23 protein-coding genes are annotated in these 15,536 nt (G+C 62.0%); 8 read left to right on the top strand and 15 right to left on the bottom strand.

The genetic code is table 11. From position 1 onward, the window contains the following. Positions 1–117: 117 nt before the first annotated feature. The gene (garD, locus tag GWE18_RS01530; RefSeq protein WP_275184043.1) at positions 118–1,653 is read left to right on the top strand and encodes a galactarate dehydratase; all 1,536 of its coding nucleotides are present in this window, start codon (positions 118–120) and stop codon (positions 1,651–1,653) included. 43 nt (positions 1,654–1,696) lie between these two features. Here garD and GWE18_RS01525 read toward each other — a convergent pair whose 3' ends face one another. Beyond that, positions 1,697–2,152, bottom strand: a complete 456-nt coding sequence (locus GWE18_RS01525) for a host attachment family protein (protein ID WP_275184042.1) — start codon at positions 2,150–2,152, stop codon at positions 1,697–1,699. Between the two features lie 470 nt (positions 2,153–2,622). Here GWE18_RS01525 and GWE18_RS01520 point away from each other — a divergent pair, with 470 nt between their 5' ends. The 3 genes from GWE18_RS01520 to GWE18_RS01510 all read left to right on the top strand — a co-directional run bounded on the left by GWE18_RS01520 (position 2,623) and on the right by GWE18_RS01510 (position 3,792). Next, on the top strand, positions 2,623–2,949 hold the full coding sequence (locus GWE18_RS01520; protein ID WP_275184041.1) for a hypothetical protein: 327 nt from the start codon (positions 2,623–2,625) through the stop codon (positions 2,947–2,949). Positions 2,950–3,081: 132 nt separating this feature from the next. Continuing rightward, positions 3,082–3,513 (top strand): CBS domain-containing protein, encoded by a 432-nt coding sequence (locus GWE18_RS01515; RefSeq protein WP_275184040.1) that lies wholly within the window; start codon positions 3,082–3,084, stop codon positions 3,511–3,513. A 45-nt stretch (positions 3,514–3,558) separates the two neighbouring features. Continuing rightward, positions 3,559–3,792 carry an SDR family oxidoreductase gene (locus GWE18_RS01510; RefSeq protein WP_342804222.1) on the top strand — a complete coding sequence of 78 codons (234 nt, stop codon included), beginning with the start codon at positions 3,559–3,561 and terminating at the stop codon, positions 3,790–3,792. A 30-nt stretch (positions 3,793–3,822) separates the two neighbouring features. Here the strand turns inward: GWE18_RS01510 and GWE18_RS01505 are convergent, their stop codons facing one another. Beyond that, positions 3,823–4,149 (bottom strand): hypothetical protein, encoded by a 327-nt coding sequence (locus GWE18_RS01505; RefSeq protein ID WP_275184039.1) that lies wholly within the window; start codon positions 4,147–4,149, stop codon positions 3,823–3,825. Between the two features lie 408 nt (positions 4,150–4,557). Here GWE18_RS01505 and GWE18_RS01500 point away from each other — a divergent pair, with 408 nt between their 5' ends. Beyond that, on the top strand, positions 4,558–4,869 hold the full coding sequence (locus GWE18_RS01500; RefSeq protein ID WP_275184038.1) for a hypothetical protein: 312 nt from the start codon (positions 4,558–4,560) through the stop codon (positions 4,867–4,869). Between the two features lie 210 nt (positions 4,870–5,079). On the opposite strand, the gene GWE18_RS01495 is transcribed toward GWE18_RS01500, so the two are convergent. From GWE18_RS01495 to GWE18_RS01485, 3 genes are all read right to left on the bottom strand, one after another. Continuing rightward, the gene (locus GWE18_RS01495) at positions 5,080–5,316 is read right to left on the bottom strand and encodes a hypothetical protein (RefSeq protein WP_057847844.1); all 237 of its coding nucleotides are present in this window, start codon (positions 5,314–5,316) and stop codon (positions 5,080–5,082) included. A 72-nt stretch (positions 5,317–5,388) separates the two neighbouring features. After that, on the bottom strand, positions 5,389–5,559 hold the full coding sequence (locus GWE18_RS01490; RefSeq protein WP_275184037.1) for a hypothetical protein: 171 nt from the start codon (positions 5,557–5,559) through the stop codon (positions 5,389–5,391). A gap of 33 nt (positions 5,560–5,592) precedes the next feature. Continuing rightward, positions 5,593–5,763 (bottom strand): hypothetical protein, encoded by a 171-nt coding sequence (locus GWE18_RS01485; RefSeq protein ID WP_275184036.1) that lies wholly within the window; start codon positions 5,761–5,763, stop codon positions 5,593–5,595. Positions 5,764–6,212: 449 nt separating this feature from the next. On the opposite strand from GWE18_RS01485, the gene GWE18_RS01480 reads away from it, so the two are divergent. After that, complete coding sequence (locus GWE18_RS01480; protein WP_275184035.1) at positions 6,213–6,428, top strand: DUF2188 domain-containing protein; 216 nt, start codon at positions 6,213–6,215, stop codon at positions 6,426–6,428. Positions 6,429–6,516: 88 nt separating this feature from the next. Here GWE18_RS01480 and GWE18_RS01475 read toward each other — a convergent pair whose 3' ends face one another. Together GWE18_RS01475 and GWE18_RS01470 are read right to left on the bottom strand one after the other, a co-directional pair. Then, positions 6,517–6,744, bottom strand: coding sequence for a hypothetical protein (locus tag GWE18_RS01475; protein ID WP_245310701.1), 228 nt, complete (start codon positions 6,742–6,744; stop codon positions 6,517–6,519). Positions 6,745–6,817: 73 nt separating this feature from the next. Further along, positions 6,818–6,967: a hypothetical protein gene (locus GWE18_RS01470; RefSeq protein ID WP_275184034.1), complete on the bottom strand. Its 150-nt coding sequence runs from the start codon at positions 6,965–6,967 to the stop codon at positions 6,818–6,820. A 161-nt stretch (positions 6,968–7,128) separates the two neighbouring features. Between GWE18_RS01470 and GWE18_RS01465 the strand changes: the two genes are divergently transcribed. Together GWE18_RS01465 and GWE18_RS01460 are read left to right on the top strand one after the other, a co-directional pair. Further along, positions 7,129–7,356, top strand: coding sequence for a hypothetical protein (locus tag GWE18_RS01465; protein ID WP_275184033.1), 228 nt, complete (start codon positions 7,129–7,131; stop codon positions 7,354–7,356). 181 nt (positions 7,357–7,537) lie between these two features. Next, the gene (locus GWE18_RS01460; RefSeq protein WP_275184032.1) at positions 7,538–7,753 is read left to right on the top strand and encodes a hypothetical protein; all 216 of its coding nucleotides are present in this window, start codon (positions 7,538–7,540) and stop codon (positions 7,751–7,753) included. Between the two features lie 32 nt (positions 7,754–7,785). Here GWE18_RS01460 and GWE18_RS01455 read toward each other — a convergent pair whose 3' ends face one another. The 8 genes from GWE18_RS01455 to GWE18_RS01420 form a co-directional block, all read right to left on the bottom strand. Beyond that, positions 7,786–9,120 carry a c-type cytochrome gene (locus GWE18_RS01455; RefSeq protein ID WP_275184031.1) on the bottom strand — a complete coding sequence of 445 codons (1,335 nt, stop codon included), beginning with the start codon at positions 9,118–9,120 and terminating at the stop codon, positions 7,786–7,788. A gap of 12 nt (positions 9,121–9,132) precedes the next feature. Then, on the bottom strand, positions 9,133–9,501 hold the full coding sequence (locus tag GWE18_RS01450; protein ID WP_275184637.1) for a DUF971 domain-containing protein: 369 nt from the start codon (positions 9,499–9,501) through the stop codon (positions 9,133–9,135). Positions 9,502–9,527: 26 nt separating this feature from the next. Beyond that, entirely contained in the window at positions 9,528–9,683 is a 156-nt protein-coding gene (locus tag GWE18_RS01445) for a hypothetical protein (protein ID WP_275184030.1), read from the bottom strand. Between the two features lie 35 nt (positions 9,684–9,718). Then, positions 9,719–10,741: a formate dehydrogenase subunit gamma gene (locus GWE18_RS01440; RefSeq protein ID WP_275184029.1), complete on the bottom strand. Its 1,023-nt coding sequence runs from the start codon at positions 10,739–10,741 to the stop codon at positions 9,719–9,721. A 67-nt stretch (positions 10,742–10,808) separates the two neighbouring features. Then, the gene (gene fdh3B, locus GWE18_RS01435; RefSeq protein ID WP_028348819.1) at positions 10,809–11,405 is read right to left on the bottom strand and encodes a formate dehydrogenase FDH3 subunit beta; all 597 of its coding nucleotides are present in this window, start codon (positions 11,403–11,405) and stop codon (positions 10,809–10,811) included. 14 nt (positions 11,406–11,419) lie between these two features. Further along, positions 11,420–14,386: a formate dehydrogenase subunit alpha gene (locus GWE18_RS01430; RefSeq protein ID WP_275184028.1), complete on the bottom strand. Its 2,967-nt coding sequence runs from the start codon at positions 14,384–14,386 to the stop codon at positions 11,420–11,422. A gap of 13 nt (positions 14,387–14,399) precedes the next feature. Further along, positions 14,400–14,615, bottom strand: a complete 216-nt coding sequence (locus tag GWE18_RS01425; protein WP_275184027.1) for a hypothetical protein — start codon at positions 14,613–14,615, stop codon at positions 14,400–14,402. A gap of 33 nt (positions 14,616–14,648) precedes the next feature. Further along, positions 14,649–15,437 carry a molecular chaperone TorD family protein gene (locus tag GWE18_RS01420; RefSeq protein ID WP_275184026.1) on the bottom strand — a complete coding sequence of 263 codons (789 nt, stop codon included), beginning with the start codon at positions 15,435–15,437 and terminating at the stop codon, positions 14,649–14,651. Between the last annotated feature and the right edge of the window lie 99 nt (positions 15,438–15,536).

Here is a 15,536-nt window from a genome sequence, read left to right as displayed (position 1 = left end):
AGCCGCCGGCTACTTCCCCGAAGGCCGCTTGATCACAGGCGTGGTTTGACCTTGATTGCCTCGATCATGCAGCGCCGCTACGCGTTGTCTGATGCCGCCAGTGAACAAGGATTCGACATGCAGCCCGTCACCGCGAAACCGCTCTACATCCGCATGCATGCGGACGATAACGTCGCGATCGTCGCGAATCGCGGAGGTCTGCACCCGGGTGCCGAATTTGCCTGCCGGTTGCGGCTGATCGAGCAGATTCCGCAGGGACACAAGGTTGCCCTCACCGACATCAACGAGGGTGAAGTCATTCGCCGTTACGGCGAGGTCATCGGCCATGCCGCAGCGCCGATCGCGAGGGGTAGCTGGGTCAGGGAATCGCTGGTGCAGATGCCCGACGCGCCGTCATTCGAAAATCTGCCGAGGCCGAACGGTGATGCGATCAGGCTGCCGCCGCTGGAAGGCTATACTTTCGAAGGCTATCGCAATGCCGACGGTTCGGTCGGCACCCGCAACATCCTCGCGATCTCGACCAGCGTGCAATGCGTCGCCGGCACGGTCGAGTTCGCACTCGACCGGATCCGCAAGGAGCTGTTGCCGAAATATCCCAACGTCGACGACGTGGTGGCGGTCACGCATGCCTATGGCTGCGGGGTCGCGATCAATGCGCCGGGCGCCGCGGTGCCGATCCGCACGCTGCAGAACCTTGCCCGCAATCCGAATTTCGGCGGCGAGGTGATGATCGTCGGCCTCGGTTGCGAGAAGCTTCAACCTGAACTGTTGCTGCCAGAGGGCATGAGCGCCGACGACGAAATCATGCGCATGCAGGACGAGGGCCTCACCGGCTTCGGCGAAATCGTCGAGAACATCGTGCAGATGGCCGACGCGCGCCTCAAGGTATTGAACCAGCGGCGCCGCGAACCCTGCCCGGCCTCGGCGCTGGTGGTCGGCATGCAATGCGGCGGCAGCGATGCATTCTCCGGGGTAACAGCCAATCCGGCGCTGGGCTTCGCCGCAGATCTTCTGGTCCGCGCCGGCGCCACCGTGATGTTTTCCGAAGTCACGGAAGTGCGCGACGCCATCCATCTCCTGACGCCGCGCGCGGCAAACCAGGAGATTGCGGACGCGCTGGTACGCGAGATGGCCTGGTATGACCGCTACCTCGCCGGCGGCGAGGCCGACCGCAGCGCCAACACCACGCCGGGCAACAAGAAGGGCGGCCTCTCCAACATCGTCGAGAAGGCGATGGGTTCGGTCATCAAGTCCGGCACCAGCCCGATCGCAGGCGTGCTCGCGCCGGGTGAGCGCGTCAGTCAAAAAGGCCTGATTTTCGCGGCAACTCCGGCCAGCGATTTCGTCTGTGGCACGCTGCAACTTGCCTCGGGCATGACGCTGCACGTGTTCACCACCGGCCGCGGAACACCCTATGGGCTTGCCGCCGTGCCAGTTATCAAGGTCTCGACCCGCAGCGAACTCAAGCAACGCTGGCACGACCTGATCGACGTTGACGCCGGCAGTATCGCAACCGGCGATGCGACGATCGAAGACGTGGGCTGGGAAATCTTCCGTCTCATTCTCGACGTCGCGAGCGGTCGCGAAACCTGGGCCGAGCACTGGAAGCTGACCAACGCACTCGCGCTGTTCAATCCGGGCCCGGTAACCTGACTTGATGCAAGCTGGCCGTCGCGGGTTGCTGCAGCGGTAGGCGCTAGGCCGCCATGAGCCTTTCGATATCGGGGATAGGATGGGAAGTTAATGCCTTCGGAATTTCGCCGACGATCCGCTCCGTCACTTCGGCATGAAATGCCTGCCGGAGATTGCCGAGCACTTTCGCAGGCGCAACGACGACCAGCTTGTCGAAGCGGTTGCCATGGGCAAGGCGATAGAGCGCTTCGGCAATGGTGCCGGCGAACCGCTCTTCTGCGATATAGTGCCAGTCGGCCTGCTCCATCGCGCTTCTAGCCGTGCCGACGCTCTGGATGGACCGCCCGGGACGATCAGTTCCCTGTTCGCGTGTTGCCGGGTTGTCCTGCTCGAGGATTTGCTCCACCTGTAGGTTGAGCCGTTGCGGGGTGCCTTTATTGCGTAGAAAGAGAGCCTTTTGTCCATCTCCAATGAGAACGAGCGCGTTGTGAGAAATGCGGGGTTTCGCTTCAGTGGCCATTATTGCTGCTCCATGTGGCCCCCAACGCATGAACTGCGACGAAAGTTGCCTGCGGGACGATGAAAGCTTGCAAGCAGTTCGGCTCCACATCTTTGAATCAAATAGCGGGACTGCAGCCCCCTTCTCCTCACTTCCATAATATCAGTCGTCGATTTCCTCGACGATCCGACGTTCGCCCGGCTTGATAATATAGCTCCGATCGTCACGCTCGATGTAAAGATATTCACGCAGCCGGGGCGATAGACCACGTCAGAAGTGACCTGATCTCGCCGCAGTTCTACAACCAGTGCCCGACGCAAACACAGTGCCGCAACCCGTGGGGCGTCGCTCGGCTCTGTTTGAACTCTGCGCCGTTCCCCGCTCGGGGGACGCGTTTTGTGGAACTTCGTCCTGGCCGCTTTCCAAAACCGGAACCAAAGCGGGTGCGATGCTTTGGCCACGAGGGCAGCATTCGAACCAGGAGGAACTTTATGAGGAAGATTGCAATCGGCCTGTTGGCCGGCGCGGGCGCGCTCCTGACCGGCAGCGCAAATGCGACTGATGTCTACAGTGAGAACGAATATACAAACTCCGACCTGATCCAACAGGTCCGCATGGTCTGTGACGACGATGGACGCTGCTATCGCACGCGCGGCCGCAGCCGCGTGATCGTACGCGACTCCTACGCCTATGCGCCGCGCGAACGATACATCGAGCGTCGCCGCTATCGCGACTGGGATGACGGGCCGCGAGCCGGCGTTGGCTTCCGCGCACCTGGCGTGAGCGTGGGCGTCGGCGTGGACAACGACCGCTGGTAGGACAATTGGGGAGAGACTTCGGCTCAGTCTGAGGTCTCTCCCCCGGAGCCGGGACTATTTCATTTGACTTCGGGAACGGCGATGCGAGACGCCTGTTAGCGGATGAAACAGCCGGCAAACGGAGAGGCTCACATGAAAGTTTCCGATGCGATGACCCCTGAGGTCCAACTCTGCACTCCCGACGATACGTTAAAGGACGCCGCGCAGGCCATGGCGGCGCTCGGTGTCGGGCTGCTGCCAGTGACCGATAATGAACGCCTGGTCGGCATGATCTCCGATCGCGATATCGCCATCCGCGGTATCGGCAAGGGCCGAGGACCGGAAGGACGAGTCGGCGACGTGATGACGGCCGACGTCAAATATTGCTACGAAGATCAGGATCTCGACGAAGTGAGCGCGAACATGGGTGACATTCAAGTCCGTCGCCTGCCGGTGCTCAATCGCGCCAAGCGACTCGTCGGCATCATTGCGCTGGGCGACATCGCGCGGGTGCAAGGCGGCAACGGCACGGGCGCGGCGTTGAGCGGAATTTCACGCCCCGGCGGGCAGCATGCACAAGTTTGATCTGCGGAAAGCCCGGTCGAATGATTCTGTCGTAGATCGGCGGCCATCAAACGCTTTGCCGGCCTGACCCGGACCGGCATGACCTCCGATATGATGGAGGACGAGGAACTGCTGGCAAAGTTCCGGGAGCGAATTCCGCTCGGACGAGTTTGCGAGCCGCATGAAGTCGCGGCCGTCATTGCGTTTCTCGCCAGCGCCGACGCCAGCTTCGTAACCGGCGCAAATGTAGCCGTGGATGGCGGCGTTTCCGCCTCCAACGGTCAGCCGCCGCTGGCCTAGTCCATTTTGTGCGAGGTCTGGGAACCTCGATCATTCGCTCGCCGTTCTAATGCTCATCCCACCACGGACGGGGGGACGCCGACGGAGCGGCGACGAGCGATGACACGAAAGCCAACATTCCCTCGCAACCGAAAGATCTTGCCGTCCCGCAATCCCGAGCGCTATCGGCTTCGCGCGCTCGATGATTTCGGGGATGACTTGCTTGACGACTGGATGGTCGCCTATCCGGCCGTCGATCTGGCCAGATCGGACTAGGATTTCTCCGAACGCTTCTTTGGCACCTTGGCGCCCTCCGGACAGGCCGATCGCGATCGCCTGTTCCCGCTCTTTACTTTCTTGCCGGATCTTCTTCGCCATCTTGCTGATCCGGTATTCAAAGACTCACGTTGCCGCTTCGATCCGAAAGGGCCTGGCCCAGCTCGCTGCGGAGATGTCCCACCGGAAAGCGATGCCCGTTTCGAACTATGTTTCCGGAAGCGATGTGTCAGGGATCGGACAGACGATACCCCGGTTACGAGCTAATTTTTGCAGCGAGGTAAGATGCTTTTTTGTCTTCGAATGTCCGCGCCGGCGTCAGATGCCCGCCCCGAATGCGATTGAGGAACGTCGTCTTGGGCATCGGCCACCCTGTAGCGGGTAACGTCAGGCCACAGGCATGAATCTAACTCTCATTCTGATTGCGATGCGAATCGGAATGTCCTGCGCCCTTATCGCCGTCGGCGCTGCCGGCCTCTTCATGGTCATCAGATATATGGCGTGGGTCGAATGATGCTGCTGCCTGCGATTTTCACTCTGGATATTGGCGGAAGGCCCATCCTTGCCTTCGAAGCCAAGAACTTGCGCGAATCCCAACAACTCTGCCACGAGCATTGGCTGCGCCGTGATATCGCCGGCTTGACGTCGAACGGCGCACCTCTATGGGATGGCAAGGCGCGGCTGCGGGCTCGACGCTCGACCGAGGGCGAAATTGCCGTTTATCGGGAAGCAGTGCGGGATGCCGGGCAACCACAGGAAGACTTGCTGCTGGCCTATCTGGTAAAGCTGGACGCCCTCGAAGCGGTGCCGGACCAGACTTGACGATCATAGACGCCGGTGAAGAAGACGATTTTTTCCATGATCGCAGCGGGGCTCACGTAGAGCTCGAACAGTCGTTGAACCTTCGAGACCTTGTGACGAAGCTCCTCCTGCATCTCTCTCACCGTCGAGCTTGCCGGCGCACGCCTCCACGGTTCGCGCCATGCCGTCCTGCAGGAAAAATCGGCAGCCGTACGCTCAAGGGAACCGCCGTCAGGCCGAGGCCAGCACCGGATGTTCGGACTGCTGCCGCCTGAACTGCTGATAAGCCGCGATTGCCTTGTTGGCCAGCATCAACCGCCGCCGCTCGCCACGACGCACCATCAACTCTATCGTATCGCTGAGGAAGCGGCCGGCCACCATCGCGTCGCCTAGCTCCCCGGTACGCTCGAGATAGTCCCAGGCGATTTCAATCGAGCTCTCTATCAGCAGGGGCAGCGGTTCCGTCATCTTTACGTCCAACCATTTTGGGAAGAACGTCCGGCGGCAATCTCTGTTCCTGATTCAGCCTGGCGGAGGATTTTACGGTCCTCCTGCGACGGCGCCCGCAATCACCATCGCCAGATCGTCCAAATCGATCTTGCCCTTGACGACGAGATCTTCGGAGTCCTCGATGCTAAGCGATTGCGGATCATTCGCGGCCTGCCTCTTCAGCTCCGCAACAATTGCTTCTTTCAGTTTCTCTTCAAGCATCCGCGATATCTCCATCCATCGTGCTGCGCACGGCTAATGGGTGTTGGTCTCATGCCACTTTTCCAGGTCAGGCTTTGAAGGTCCGGACCGCTGCTCCTTCTCCGGATTGCCTTTCCAGGGCTTGTCGGTCTGCTTGTGCGACCCCCAGTCCGTCTTCTGACGCGGATCATCAATGGGCTTTTCGATGGGCTTTTCTTTGCTCATTGGACACCTCCAGAATTGGAAGCGGCCAGCATCCAATTTGGTTCCTGACGAATCGGTGGACTGCGGGTTCCAACGTCTGGCACCGAACAGACAAACGATAATCCCGCCTCCTAGTCTTTTCGGATGGACAGGAAGAATCGCGAAACCCAGCCCAAACGGGATCTGCATATCGAGGCGCTGGCGGCACTCGAGCAAGCGCGGGCCATGCCCCATGGTCCTGCGCGAAGCGAGGCGCTAAAGCGCGCAGGCCTTCTCCAAAACGCGGCTGACATGCAGGGGGTACTGTTCGCCAAACGTGGACGTCCACCGAAAACCTGACTCTATCCGTCCGAGCAGGATCGTCAGCGAATGCAGCGGCACGCGAACGGCCTGCGCCTTACCATGCGGCAGGCCATCGGAACCCGGGAACGGGTTTCAACGTTGCTTTTCCGCGCAGCAAGGAGGCAACGATGGGATTGGCCGAATACATGATCGTTTCCAAGCCGGACGGCTGGACGGTCCTCCATGACGGAAACGCGCAGCACGACTACGACACAAAGGAAGCGGCTTTCGAAGCGGCCGTCGCTGCCGCGTCGCTGGCGATCCGCCAGGGCCATGAGGTCCACGTCAGCGTGCCCGGTCGCGAGGCCGGCAGCAAGACTGCGCTTGGCGCCAAGAATACCTGAAAGCAAGGATACCTGAAAGCGCGCCGCGAGGCATGCACACGCGCCGCGGGCCGGGCGCGGCCCACCGTTCCGAACCTCCAGCAATTGGTTAGCGCAGCATGCTCCTGGCCGCGTCGACGCTGGCAAAGCGATCGAGCACCGCGCGCCTTCCGGCGGTTCTAAGGTCGTCGAAATCGGTCACGCCGCGGCCGGCGCACTCCAGAATACGCGAAGCAACAAATCTGCGGGCTGATATCGACTCCGCGGGGATGTGACTGCAGACTTCGTCGAGCGCGGCTCGCATCGCCACTACCGTGTCAGGATCGAACTTGTTCATGCATTCCTTCCGGCGAGCCTATCGTGAGACTACTGGTTCTTCTGTTGCACAGGACATCGAATTCTTTTGGCTCTCAGCCCTGGTTCTGCCGGTACCGTTCCCGCACGATTTCGTCGCCTGCCCGCGTCGCCGCCTTGTTGCGGTAACGGTAGCTCAGCGTGCCATAGATCAGCGCGGTAAGAAGCACCAGCGCTCCGAAGAAATACACAGCTTCCAGTCCCATCGCATTCTCCCAAACTCACCTGGAGTCAATCGGCCACGGCACCGGCGGTTCCGCTTGATGCTTCAATTTGACCGCTCTGCTGCCGGATGCGGCGGGAACACGGTTCTCCATTTCGCGTTTGCCGAGCGTGCCGATCGATGAATGTCGGGGAGGGAGAATTCATGAACGACTTCAGAGACATTCAGCACGGCGTCAACGATCCCGTTGATGGCGTCGACGTGAAGCGAAGATTCAAGGACAACCAAACTCCACACGAGCGCGCCCAGTTCGCGGCAGATGTCCGCTCCACCGCCCTGCCCGCTTCGGACGAGAAATTCCTGCCGGAAGCGTTAAGGCGCCGGCCAACGGGTCCGCTCAATCCCCGGACCGGTCGTCGTCCCACCCCGTAGCAAATTCGATTCACGTGCGAGATTCGCGCGAGGGCCGGCGCGCTGTTCATTCGACGACGGAACCGACCCGCCTTGTCAAAAACAAGATCGTGATAGGTGACGCAGGCCACATTCGCGCGTGACCGTTGGCCGTAATGCTGTGGTGCTAGCCACACTGCATATTGAGCCAACGGAGTTTTTCATGAAGCGTCTGTTGATTTCCGGATTCGTGGCAGTCGCCCTGCTCGCTGTCGCAACCACATTGCGTTCATACTCAATTTCCGATGAACGCTCTACCGTAACCACTGGCGTGGCGTTGTCGAAGAAATCTTCGGCCTCCGCGGGCGTAACCAGGCTGCCGATCGAAGAGTACGAGGATATGTCGCTGGTCTTCTCGACACCACCCGTGAAGCATTGACGCCATCGGCGTAGTCGCCGCGCCGATCAACCTTATCGCTTTGTCGCCCGCTCGAGGAATTGTACGAGCGCGGCGCGGTCCTGCTCCGAGCCGATGCGTTGCTCCGGCATCTTGGTACCGGGCGTGTAGGCCTGTGGCCCGACCTCGAACAGTTTGGAAACCGTCTCCGGCGTCCAGACGATATCGAGGCGCTTGAGCGCTTCGGAAAAATTGTAGCCCGGTGCGGTGGCGATACGCCGGCCGAAAATGCCGGCGAGCGTCGGGCCTGCCCTGTTGGCCTGGTCCGCGGCGAGCGTGTGGCAGGCGACGCAGGCACGAAAGATTTCCGCACCATGATCGCCGGCATAGGCGGCGAGCGGATCTCCCGCCGTTTCCACGAGAAGTGGATCGATCGGCTCGCCAGTCGCAGCGTTCCAGCGCCGGATGATGTTATCAGCGCCGCCCGTGAGCAGCGAGCGACTGTCCGGCAGGAATGCCACCGACCAGACCGGCAGGCCCGGACCGACCAGCGTGCGCGTGAGCGTGCGCGCCTTGCGGTCGATCACCGCGACCGCGCCCCCGATTCCCGCGGCGGCAACCAGCGCACCGTCAGGCGAAATCGCAAGCGAGATCACCGGCCTTGGCCCCGCCGCAACCTCTCCGGCACGCGCGCCGCCAGCGGTCAGGAAGTAAACCTTGCCGTCGGCACCGCCGACCGCGATCTCGCCATCAGTGCCGGCGGCGACAGCGTTGAGCGGGGTCGGCATCGGAACGACCGTCGGTGTTTGCGCTCCCGACAGCGGCCAGATGCGAACGCTGAGGTCGTAGCTGACGCTGACCAGGGCGCGGCCGTCGGCCGTAAAGGCCACGCCGTTGACGTTCTGCGTATGCTCATCGAGCACACGCGGCGCGCCGCCCGCGAGCGGCCAGAGCCGCACCGTATGATCCCATGAGGCCGATGCGAGCGTCGTGCCATCAGGCGATGCCGCCAGAGCGACGATCGGCGCCGTGTGGCCTTCGAACACGATATCGGGCTCGGTCTTTCCGGAAGTCCAGATCGCAATCCGACCGTCGGCACCTGCGGTCGCCGCACGACCGTCCCTGAGCAGGCCGACTGCATTGACGGCGTCCGAATGGAACCGAAGCACCTGCTCGGCCGCATTGCGCGTGAGAGACCAGCGGATCGCGGTCGAATCAAAGCTGCCGGAGATCGCGCTTTGCCCGTCGGCCGATATCGCCAGCGCCCGCACCGGCCCGCCATGCCCGCGCAGTTGCGCGAAGGCGGCCGTAGTAGCAATCGGCAGAGCGATCAACACCGTCGCCAGCGCCAGAAGCGCCGATCGGCCTCTGTTGCGACGCGCAGCTTTGGCCGAAACCGATTGTACCATTCCCGCCGGCCCTCAGCGTACGCCCGGCCTGTCGCGGTCGAGCCCCTTGGCTTGCAGGTCGTCGAGGTAGTCCTGAAAGCGCCGCTCGGCATTCTCGCCGAGATCGCGCAGAAACGCCCAGGAGTAGATGCCGGTTGAGTGCATATCGTCGAACCCTATTCGGACAGCGTAATTGCCGACAGGATCGACGGAAAGAATGGTCACATTACGTTTGCCGCCAACCGTCTTACGCTCGGCCTCGGAATGCCCCTGCACCTCGGCGGACGGGCTGGTCACCCGAAGCAATTCGGCGGAGAGATCGAATGTGCGGCCGTCGTCAAAGACAACACGCAATGAGCGGCGGTCCTTCGGCAGGCGAATTTCGACCGGCCACGCCAGCATGACGTCAGGCTCGCCCACCGCCTGTGTCAGCTCGGGCCAATCAGATTATGGCCGGGATCGCCGACCCTGGCGCCGCTGGTCGAAAAGGCGACCGAGCTCGACTGCTGAAAGGTGTTAAGCACCATCGCGACGCCGACGGCAGCAATAACCGCGAATGCCAGAGCCGCAACAAACGATTTCATGTCACTTCCTCACATTTGACTTGAGCAGAGCCGGATCATTCGGCCGGCACGGCTCGCGGGCTATCCGGGGGAGCGCTGGCCTTCGCCTGCTCTTCCTCGACCCAGAGTGCGTGATGCTCCTTGGCCCAGTTGAGATCGACCTCACCGGTTCCCATCGCATCAAACGCCCCCTCCATGCCGATCGAACCGATATAGATGTGCGCCAGCATGGCTGCGATGAAGAGCATCGCGATCACGGCGTGGATCACGGTCCAGAACTGGAGTGCAGTGACGTTGCCCGGAAGGTACGGGAACAGCAGGAACCAGCCGGACACCGACATCAGCACGCCGCCAATGATCACGATCCAGAAGATCCCCTTCTGGCCCGCGTTGAAACGCTTGGCCGGCGGATGCTTGTTGTCAGACAGAAGCCCCCCGCCCTGCTTGAGCCATTCCCAATCGAGCTTGCCCGGAATGTTGTCCTTGATCCAGATCAGGAACATGATCGCAAGCCCCAGCATGAAGGGGAATGCCAGGTAGTTGTGCGCAAGCTTGGCCCAGGCCGACATGGTCGCAAAAGCGTCGGGGCCGAACAGCGGCAGGATCAGGGTGCGTCCGAAGCTGACATTCAGGCCCGAGAGCGCCAGGATGATGAAGCAGCTTGCCGTGAGCCAGTGCGTGAACCGCTCGAAGCTCGCGAACCGCAGCATCGTCTTCCCCGAAAATCCCTGATGCACGCGAATCCGGCCGCGCACCATCAGGAAGATCGCGAGCACGGCCAACATGCCGAGGATGGAAATGCCGCCGATCCAGGGCAGTTTGCTGCGCTGGAAGTCGCGCCAGTCGCGCCCTGCGGGCTGGATCAGATTGGCAGCACTCCCGTCGGGGATCGATACGCGCCCGGTGATCTTGTCGCCCTCCTTCAGCGCGTTCAGAAGCTTGTCTTCCTGAACGGCCTCGGCGGTCGGCTTGAAGGAAATCTGCGCGGCCGCGGGCTGTGCGAACACGAACAACAGCGCAAGCGCGGCAAGCAGCGGCTTGAAAACAGCGAATTTGAGATTTGAAAGTGAGCCTGGCATTTGCCAACGCCTTTCGGTTATCGGAATTACCCTGATGCCGCCGCGCCGAAACGCGGCGGCCGTTGCATCAGCCGGTCGGCGAATCGCTGTAGGCCGTCTTCCAGCCCCACATGCCGGAACCATAACCGCGCTTCATCACCCGCTCCTTGTAGATCTCGGCGATGATCGCGCCGTCTCCGGCCAGCAGTGACTTGGTCGAGCACATCTCGGCGCAGATCGGCAGCTTGCCCTCGGCCAGACGGTTGGCGCCGTATTTTGCGTATTCGGCCGGCGTGGAGTCGGCTTCCGGTCCGCCGGCGCAATAGGTGCACTTGTCCATCTTGCCGCGCGAACCGAAGTTGCCGACCTTCGGATATTGCGGGGCGCCGAACGGACAGGCGTAGAAGCAGTAACCGCAGCCGATGCAGAGGTCCTTGGAGTGCAGCACGACGCCGTCGGCCGTGGTGTAGAAGCACGACACCGGGCAGACTGCGGCGCACGGCGCGTCCGTGCAGTGCATGCAGGCCATGGAGACCGAGCGCTCGCCGGGCTTGCCGTCATTGATGGTGACGACACGGCGGCGATTGATGCCCCACGGCACTTCATGTTCGTTCTTGCAGGCCGTCACGCAGGCGTTGCACTCGATGCAACGGTCGGCATCACAAAGAAATTTGACGCGAGCCATGATCTATTCTCCTCTCACGCCGCTTGAATCTGGCACAGGGTCACCTTGCCCTCGTGCATGCCGGTGACCGGGTCGTAGCCGTAGGATGTGATCGTGTTGACGCTTTCGCCCAGCACGATCGGGTCTGAGCCCTTCGGATACTTGCCGCGTTGGTCGACGCCCTGGAACCAGCCGGAGAAGTGGAATGGCATGAACGCCACTCCCTTTCCGACCCGATCCGTGACGAGCGCCTTGACGCGGGCCTTCGAGCTGTTTTCCGGACCGTAGACCCAAACCCAGCCGCCATCCTTGATGCCGCGCTCGGCGGCATCCGAGGTGTTGACCTCGACGAACATGTCCTGCTGCAATTCCGCGAGCCATTTATTGGATCGGGTTTCTTCGCCGCCGCCTTCGTATTCAACGAGGCGTCCCGAGGTCAGGATGATCGGGAATTGCTTGGCGAGCCCTTTCTCGACCGCCGCCTTCTGGATCGAGAAGCCCACATTGGCCATGCGGAACTGACGCCCATCCGGACGCGTCGGATATTTCGCGACCAGATCGGGCCGCGCCGTGTAGATCGGCTCACGATGGACCGGCACGGGATCGGGCAGATTCCACGCCACCGCGCGGGCCTTGCCGTTGCCATATGCCATCACGCCATGTTCGAGCGTGACGCGAATGATGCCGCCGGACAGGTCGACTGCCCAACCGACGCCATCAGGATTGTTGCCGCCGATCTTGTTGATGGTGGCAAGCTCGTCCGCGGTGAGATCCTTGTCCCAGCCGAGCTTCTTGAGCACGCCGTAGGTGAACTCGGGATAGCCGTCGGTGAGCTCCGACCCCTTGCTGTAGGAGCCTTCGGACAGCATGTTGACGTTCTTGACCGAGCCGTCCGGCTGCTTCTCCTCGTAGACCACGCCGAAGCGCGCGCGGAACGTGCCGCCGCCGTCCTTGGCGTGCAGGTTGGTGTTGTAGAGCGTGTGCGTGCCCGGATGCCGGATCTGCGGCGTGCCCCAGCACGGCCACGGCAGGCCGTAATAGTCGCCGCCGATCTCCGGCTCGTCCGCCTTGGCGCGCAGGGTCACCAGGTCGAACTTGCCCTGGTTCTTCATGTGCGCCTTCAACCGTTCCGGCGACTGGCCGGAATAGCCGGTCGAGAAGCCGCCGCGGTTGATTTCCCGCAAGAGGTCCTCGGCAGACGGATGCTTGTTCTCGACCTTGATGTTCTTGAACATCTTGTCGGCGAAGCCGAGCTTTTCCGACAGCAGATAGATGATCTCGTAGTCGTCCTTCGATTCGAAGATCGGCTTGACGATCTGCTCACCCCACTGCAGCGAGCGGTTGGAGGCCGTGCGCGAGCCCGAGGTCTCGAACTGGGTGCAGGCTGGCAACAGATAAGTGCCGTTCTTGCGATCGGAGATCGCCGCGAAGGTCGTCGGATGCGGATCGGCGACCACGAGCAACTCGAGTTTTTCGAGGCCCTTCACCATCTCCGTCATACGCGGCACGGTGTTACCGCCATGGCCCATGATGACCACGCCCTTCACGGCGTCGCGCTGATCGACATCATCGGGGTTGGAGAGCGTCGCATCGAACCAGCGGGTCCACGGGATGCCCGGCAGCTCCATGTTCTGCTTGCGGGTGCGTGCCGGACGGCCCGCCTTCGCCGGGACTTCGTCGAAACGCGACTGCAGGTAGTCGTATTCGACCTCCCAAACGCGCGCCCAATGCTTCCAGGCGCCTTCGACCAGACCGTAGTAGAGCGGCAGCGTCACGATATCGAGCCCGATATCGGTCGCGCCCTGCACGTTGCAGTGGCCGCGGAAAATGTTGGCGCCGCTGCCAAAGGAGCCGACATTGCCGGTCGCGAGCAACAGGTTGCAATAAGCGCGGACGTTGGCGGTGCCGACGGTGTGCTGGGTGCCGCCCATGCACCAGACAATGGTCGATGGCTTTTGCTTTGCGAAGGTCTCGGCAACCTTCTTCAGTTGCTCGCCAGGAATTCCCGTGACGCGCTCGACCTCTTCCGGCGTCCACTTCGCGACTTCGGCGCGGATCTGGTCCATGCCGTAGACGCGTTGCTTGATGAATTCCTTGTCTTCCCAGCCATTGTTAAAGATGTGGTGCAACATGCCCCAGATCACGGCAATATCGGTGCCGCCGCGGAATCTCACATATTCGGTGGCATGCGCCGCCGTGCGCGTGAAGCGCGGATCGAGCACGAACACGTTGGCGCGGTTGAGCTCCTTGCCGCTCAGGATGTGCTGCAACGAAACCGGGTGGGCTTCGGCGGCGTTCGACCCCATGAAGACGATCGTCTTCGAGTTGCGCATGTCGTTGTAGGAATTCGTCATCGCGCCGTAGCCCCAGGTATTGGCGACGCCGGCAACGGTGGTCGAATGACAGATGCGGGCCTGGTGATCGATCGAGTTGGTGCCCCAGAACGCCGCGAACTTGCGGAACAGATATCCGCCCTCGTTGGAGAATTTCGCGGAGCCGAGCAGATAGACCGAGTCGGCGCCCGACTTGGCGCGGATCTCGAGCATCTTGTCGCCGATCTCGTTGATGGCCTGATCCCACGAGATCTTCTGCCACTCCCCGTTGACCAGCTTCATCGGATATTTCAGCCGACGGTCGCCGTGGACGAGTTCGCGTACCGCAGCGCCCTTGGCGCAATGCGAGCCGCGGTTGATCGGGCTGTCCCAGGCCGGCTCCTGGCCGACCCAGACGCCGTTCTGCACTTCGGCAATCACGGTGCATCCGACCGAGCAATGCGTGCAGATGTTCTTCCTGATTTCCGTCGGCGCCCCGACCTTCTCAGGGCCGGCCTGCGCCTTGCGCACCGAGCCGAGCGGCATCAGGCCGATCGCGGCGCCCGCACCGGCCGCCAGACCGGAACGTTGCAGGAACGTCCGGCGGTCGAGAACTCCCGACGCGAGGCCGGCGGCGATACCCTGCAAACGCGCCCTGCCCGCGGATCCATCTCTTCGCTTCATCAACATGTGCGTGGTCCCATCAATAGCGGTTGACGCGATAGAAATTCTTGACGTGATCGGTTTCCTTGTAGCGCGCCTTGACGCGCTCGGCCTGCGACTCGTCCGCGACCGCCTCGCCGCCGGCAAGCGGGACAACGGCCGCCGCAGCGACCGCCGAACCGCCCATCAGAAACAGGCTGCGCCGATCCACCCCTGAGGCCCGTGATTTGCCCTTACTATCAGATGGCTTGCTCATTACGATCTCCCATTTTCGTGTTGCCTATCGCCGTCACTCGGACAGCGTGAAGGCCTCGGATTCCAATTCCATGAAGATACGGCCGGTGCGGCCGACGGCGCGGTAGAAGCGCGCCGATTGCGACATCTCCAGATCGGCGAACATCCGCGCCGCCCACGGCTTCAGATGACGCTCGAAAAAACGCGCCTGCTCGGCGAACTCGGCCTCGAAGTCGCCCCGCGCGAGGCCAGCCATGACCTCGAGCAGGATGGCGATGTGATCTTCCGGCTCCCGCGAAGCGCCCGCGCGCTCGATGCCGAGCGCGCGCAAATCCTCGCGCACCCGCGCCAGCGGACGCTCGTGGAGAAAGCCGGTCAGATAATAGGAGGCGTAGGGAAGCAGTTCGCCGCGGCCGAGGCCGATGAAGAGATCGAAGAATTCCTTGCTGACGGCGCGGTCATCGGTGTCCGCCGCTGCCGCGGCGAGCTCGATATGCGCTACACCGAGATCGGACGCATCGCCTTTCAGCGCGGCAACCCGTTTCAGTGTGTCGCTGTCAGGCGCCTTGCCAAGCAGCAACGACAGCAGGCCATATTCCGCTGCGCGCAGTTGATCGATCTCGTCGATTTCGGGCTTCGATGTCACCTGTTCCTCGGGGTCACCATAGAGATCGGGACGAAGGACAAAGCGATTCACCTGCGTCAGCGATTCGATGGCGAGAACGCGCTCGGCAGGAATGCGCGACCAGGCCGAAACGGATGGCTGCGCAATGCCTAGCCTCCGCGCCAGCGACCCGACGCCACCTGCTGCCTTGATTGCTAGTTCCAGACCGGCGTCACGCATGGTGCAACCGATTTCTCCCCGCCCGCCTTTGCCTCATATTAAGGCATCCAGTTTGGAACTGGAATTATTCCAAGGAGAAATTAGTAGCATAGGCTTCGG

Source organism: Bradyrhizobium sp. CSA112 (genome assembly GCF_029051645.1).
Taxonomy (GTDB): Bacteria; Pseudomonadota; Alphaproteobacteria; order Rhizobiales; family Xanthobacteraceae; genus Bradyrhizobium.
The sequence above is the reverse complement of the archived record's forward strand: the minus strand, read 5'-3'. Positions and strand labels throughout refer to the sequence as shown.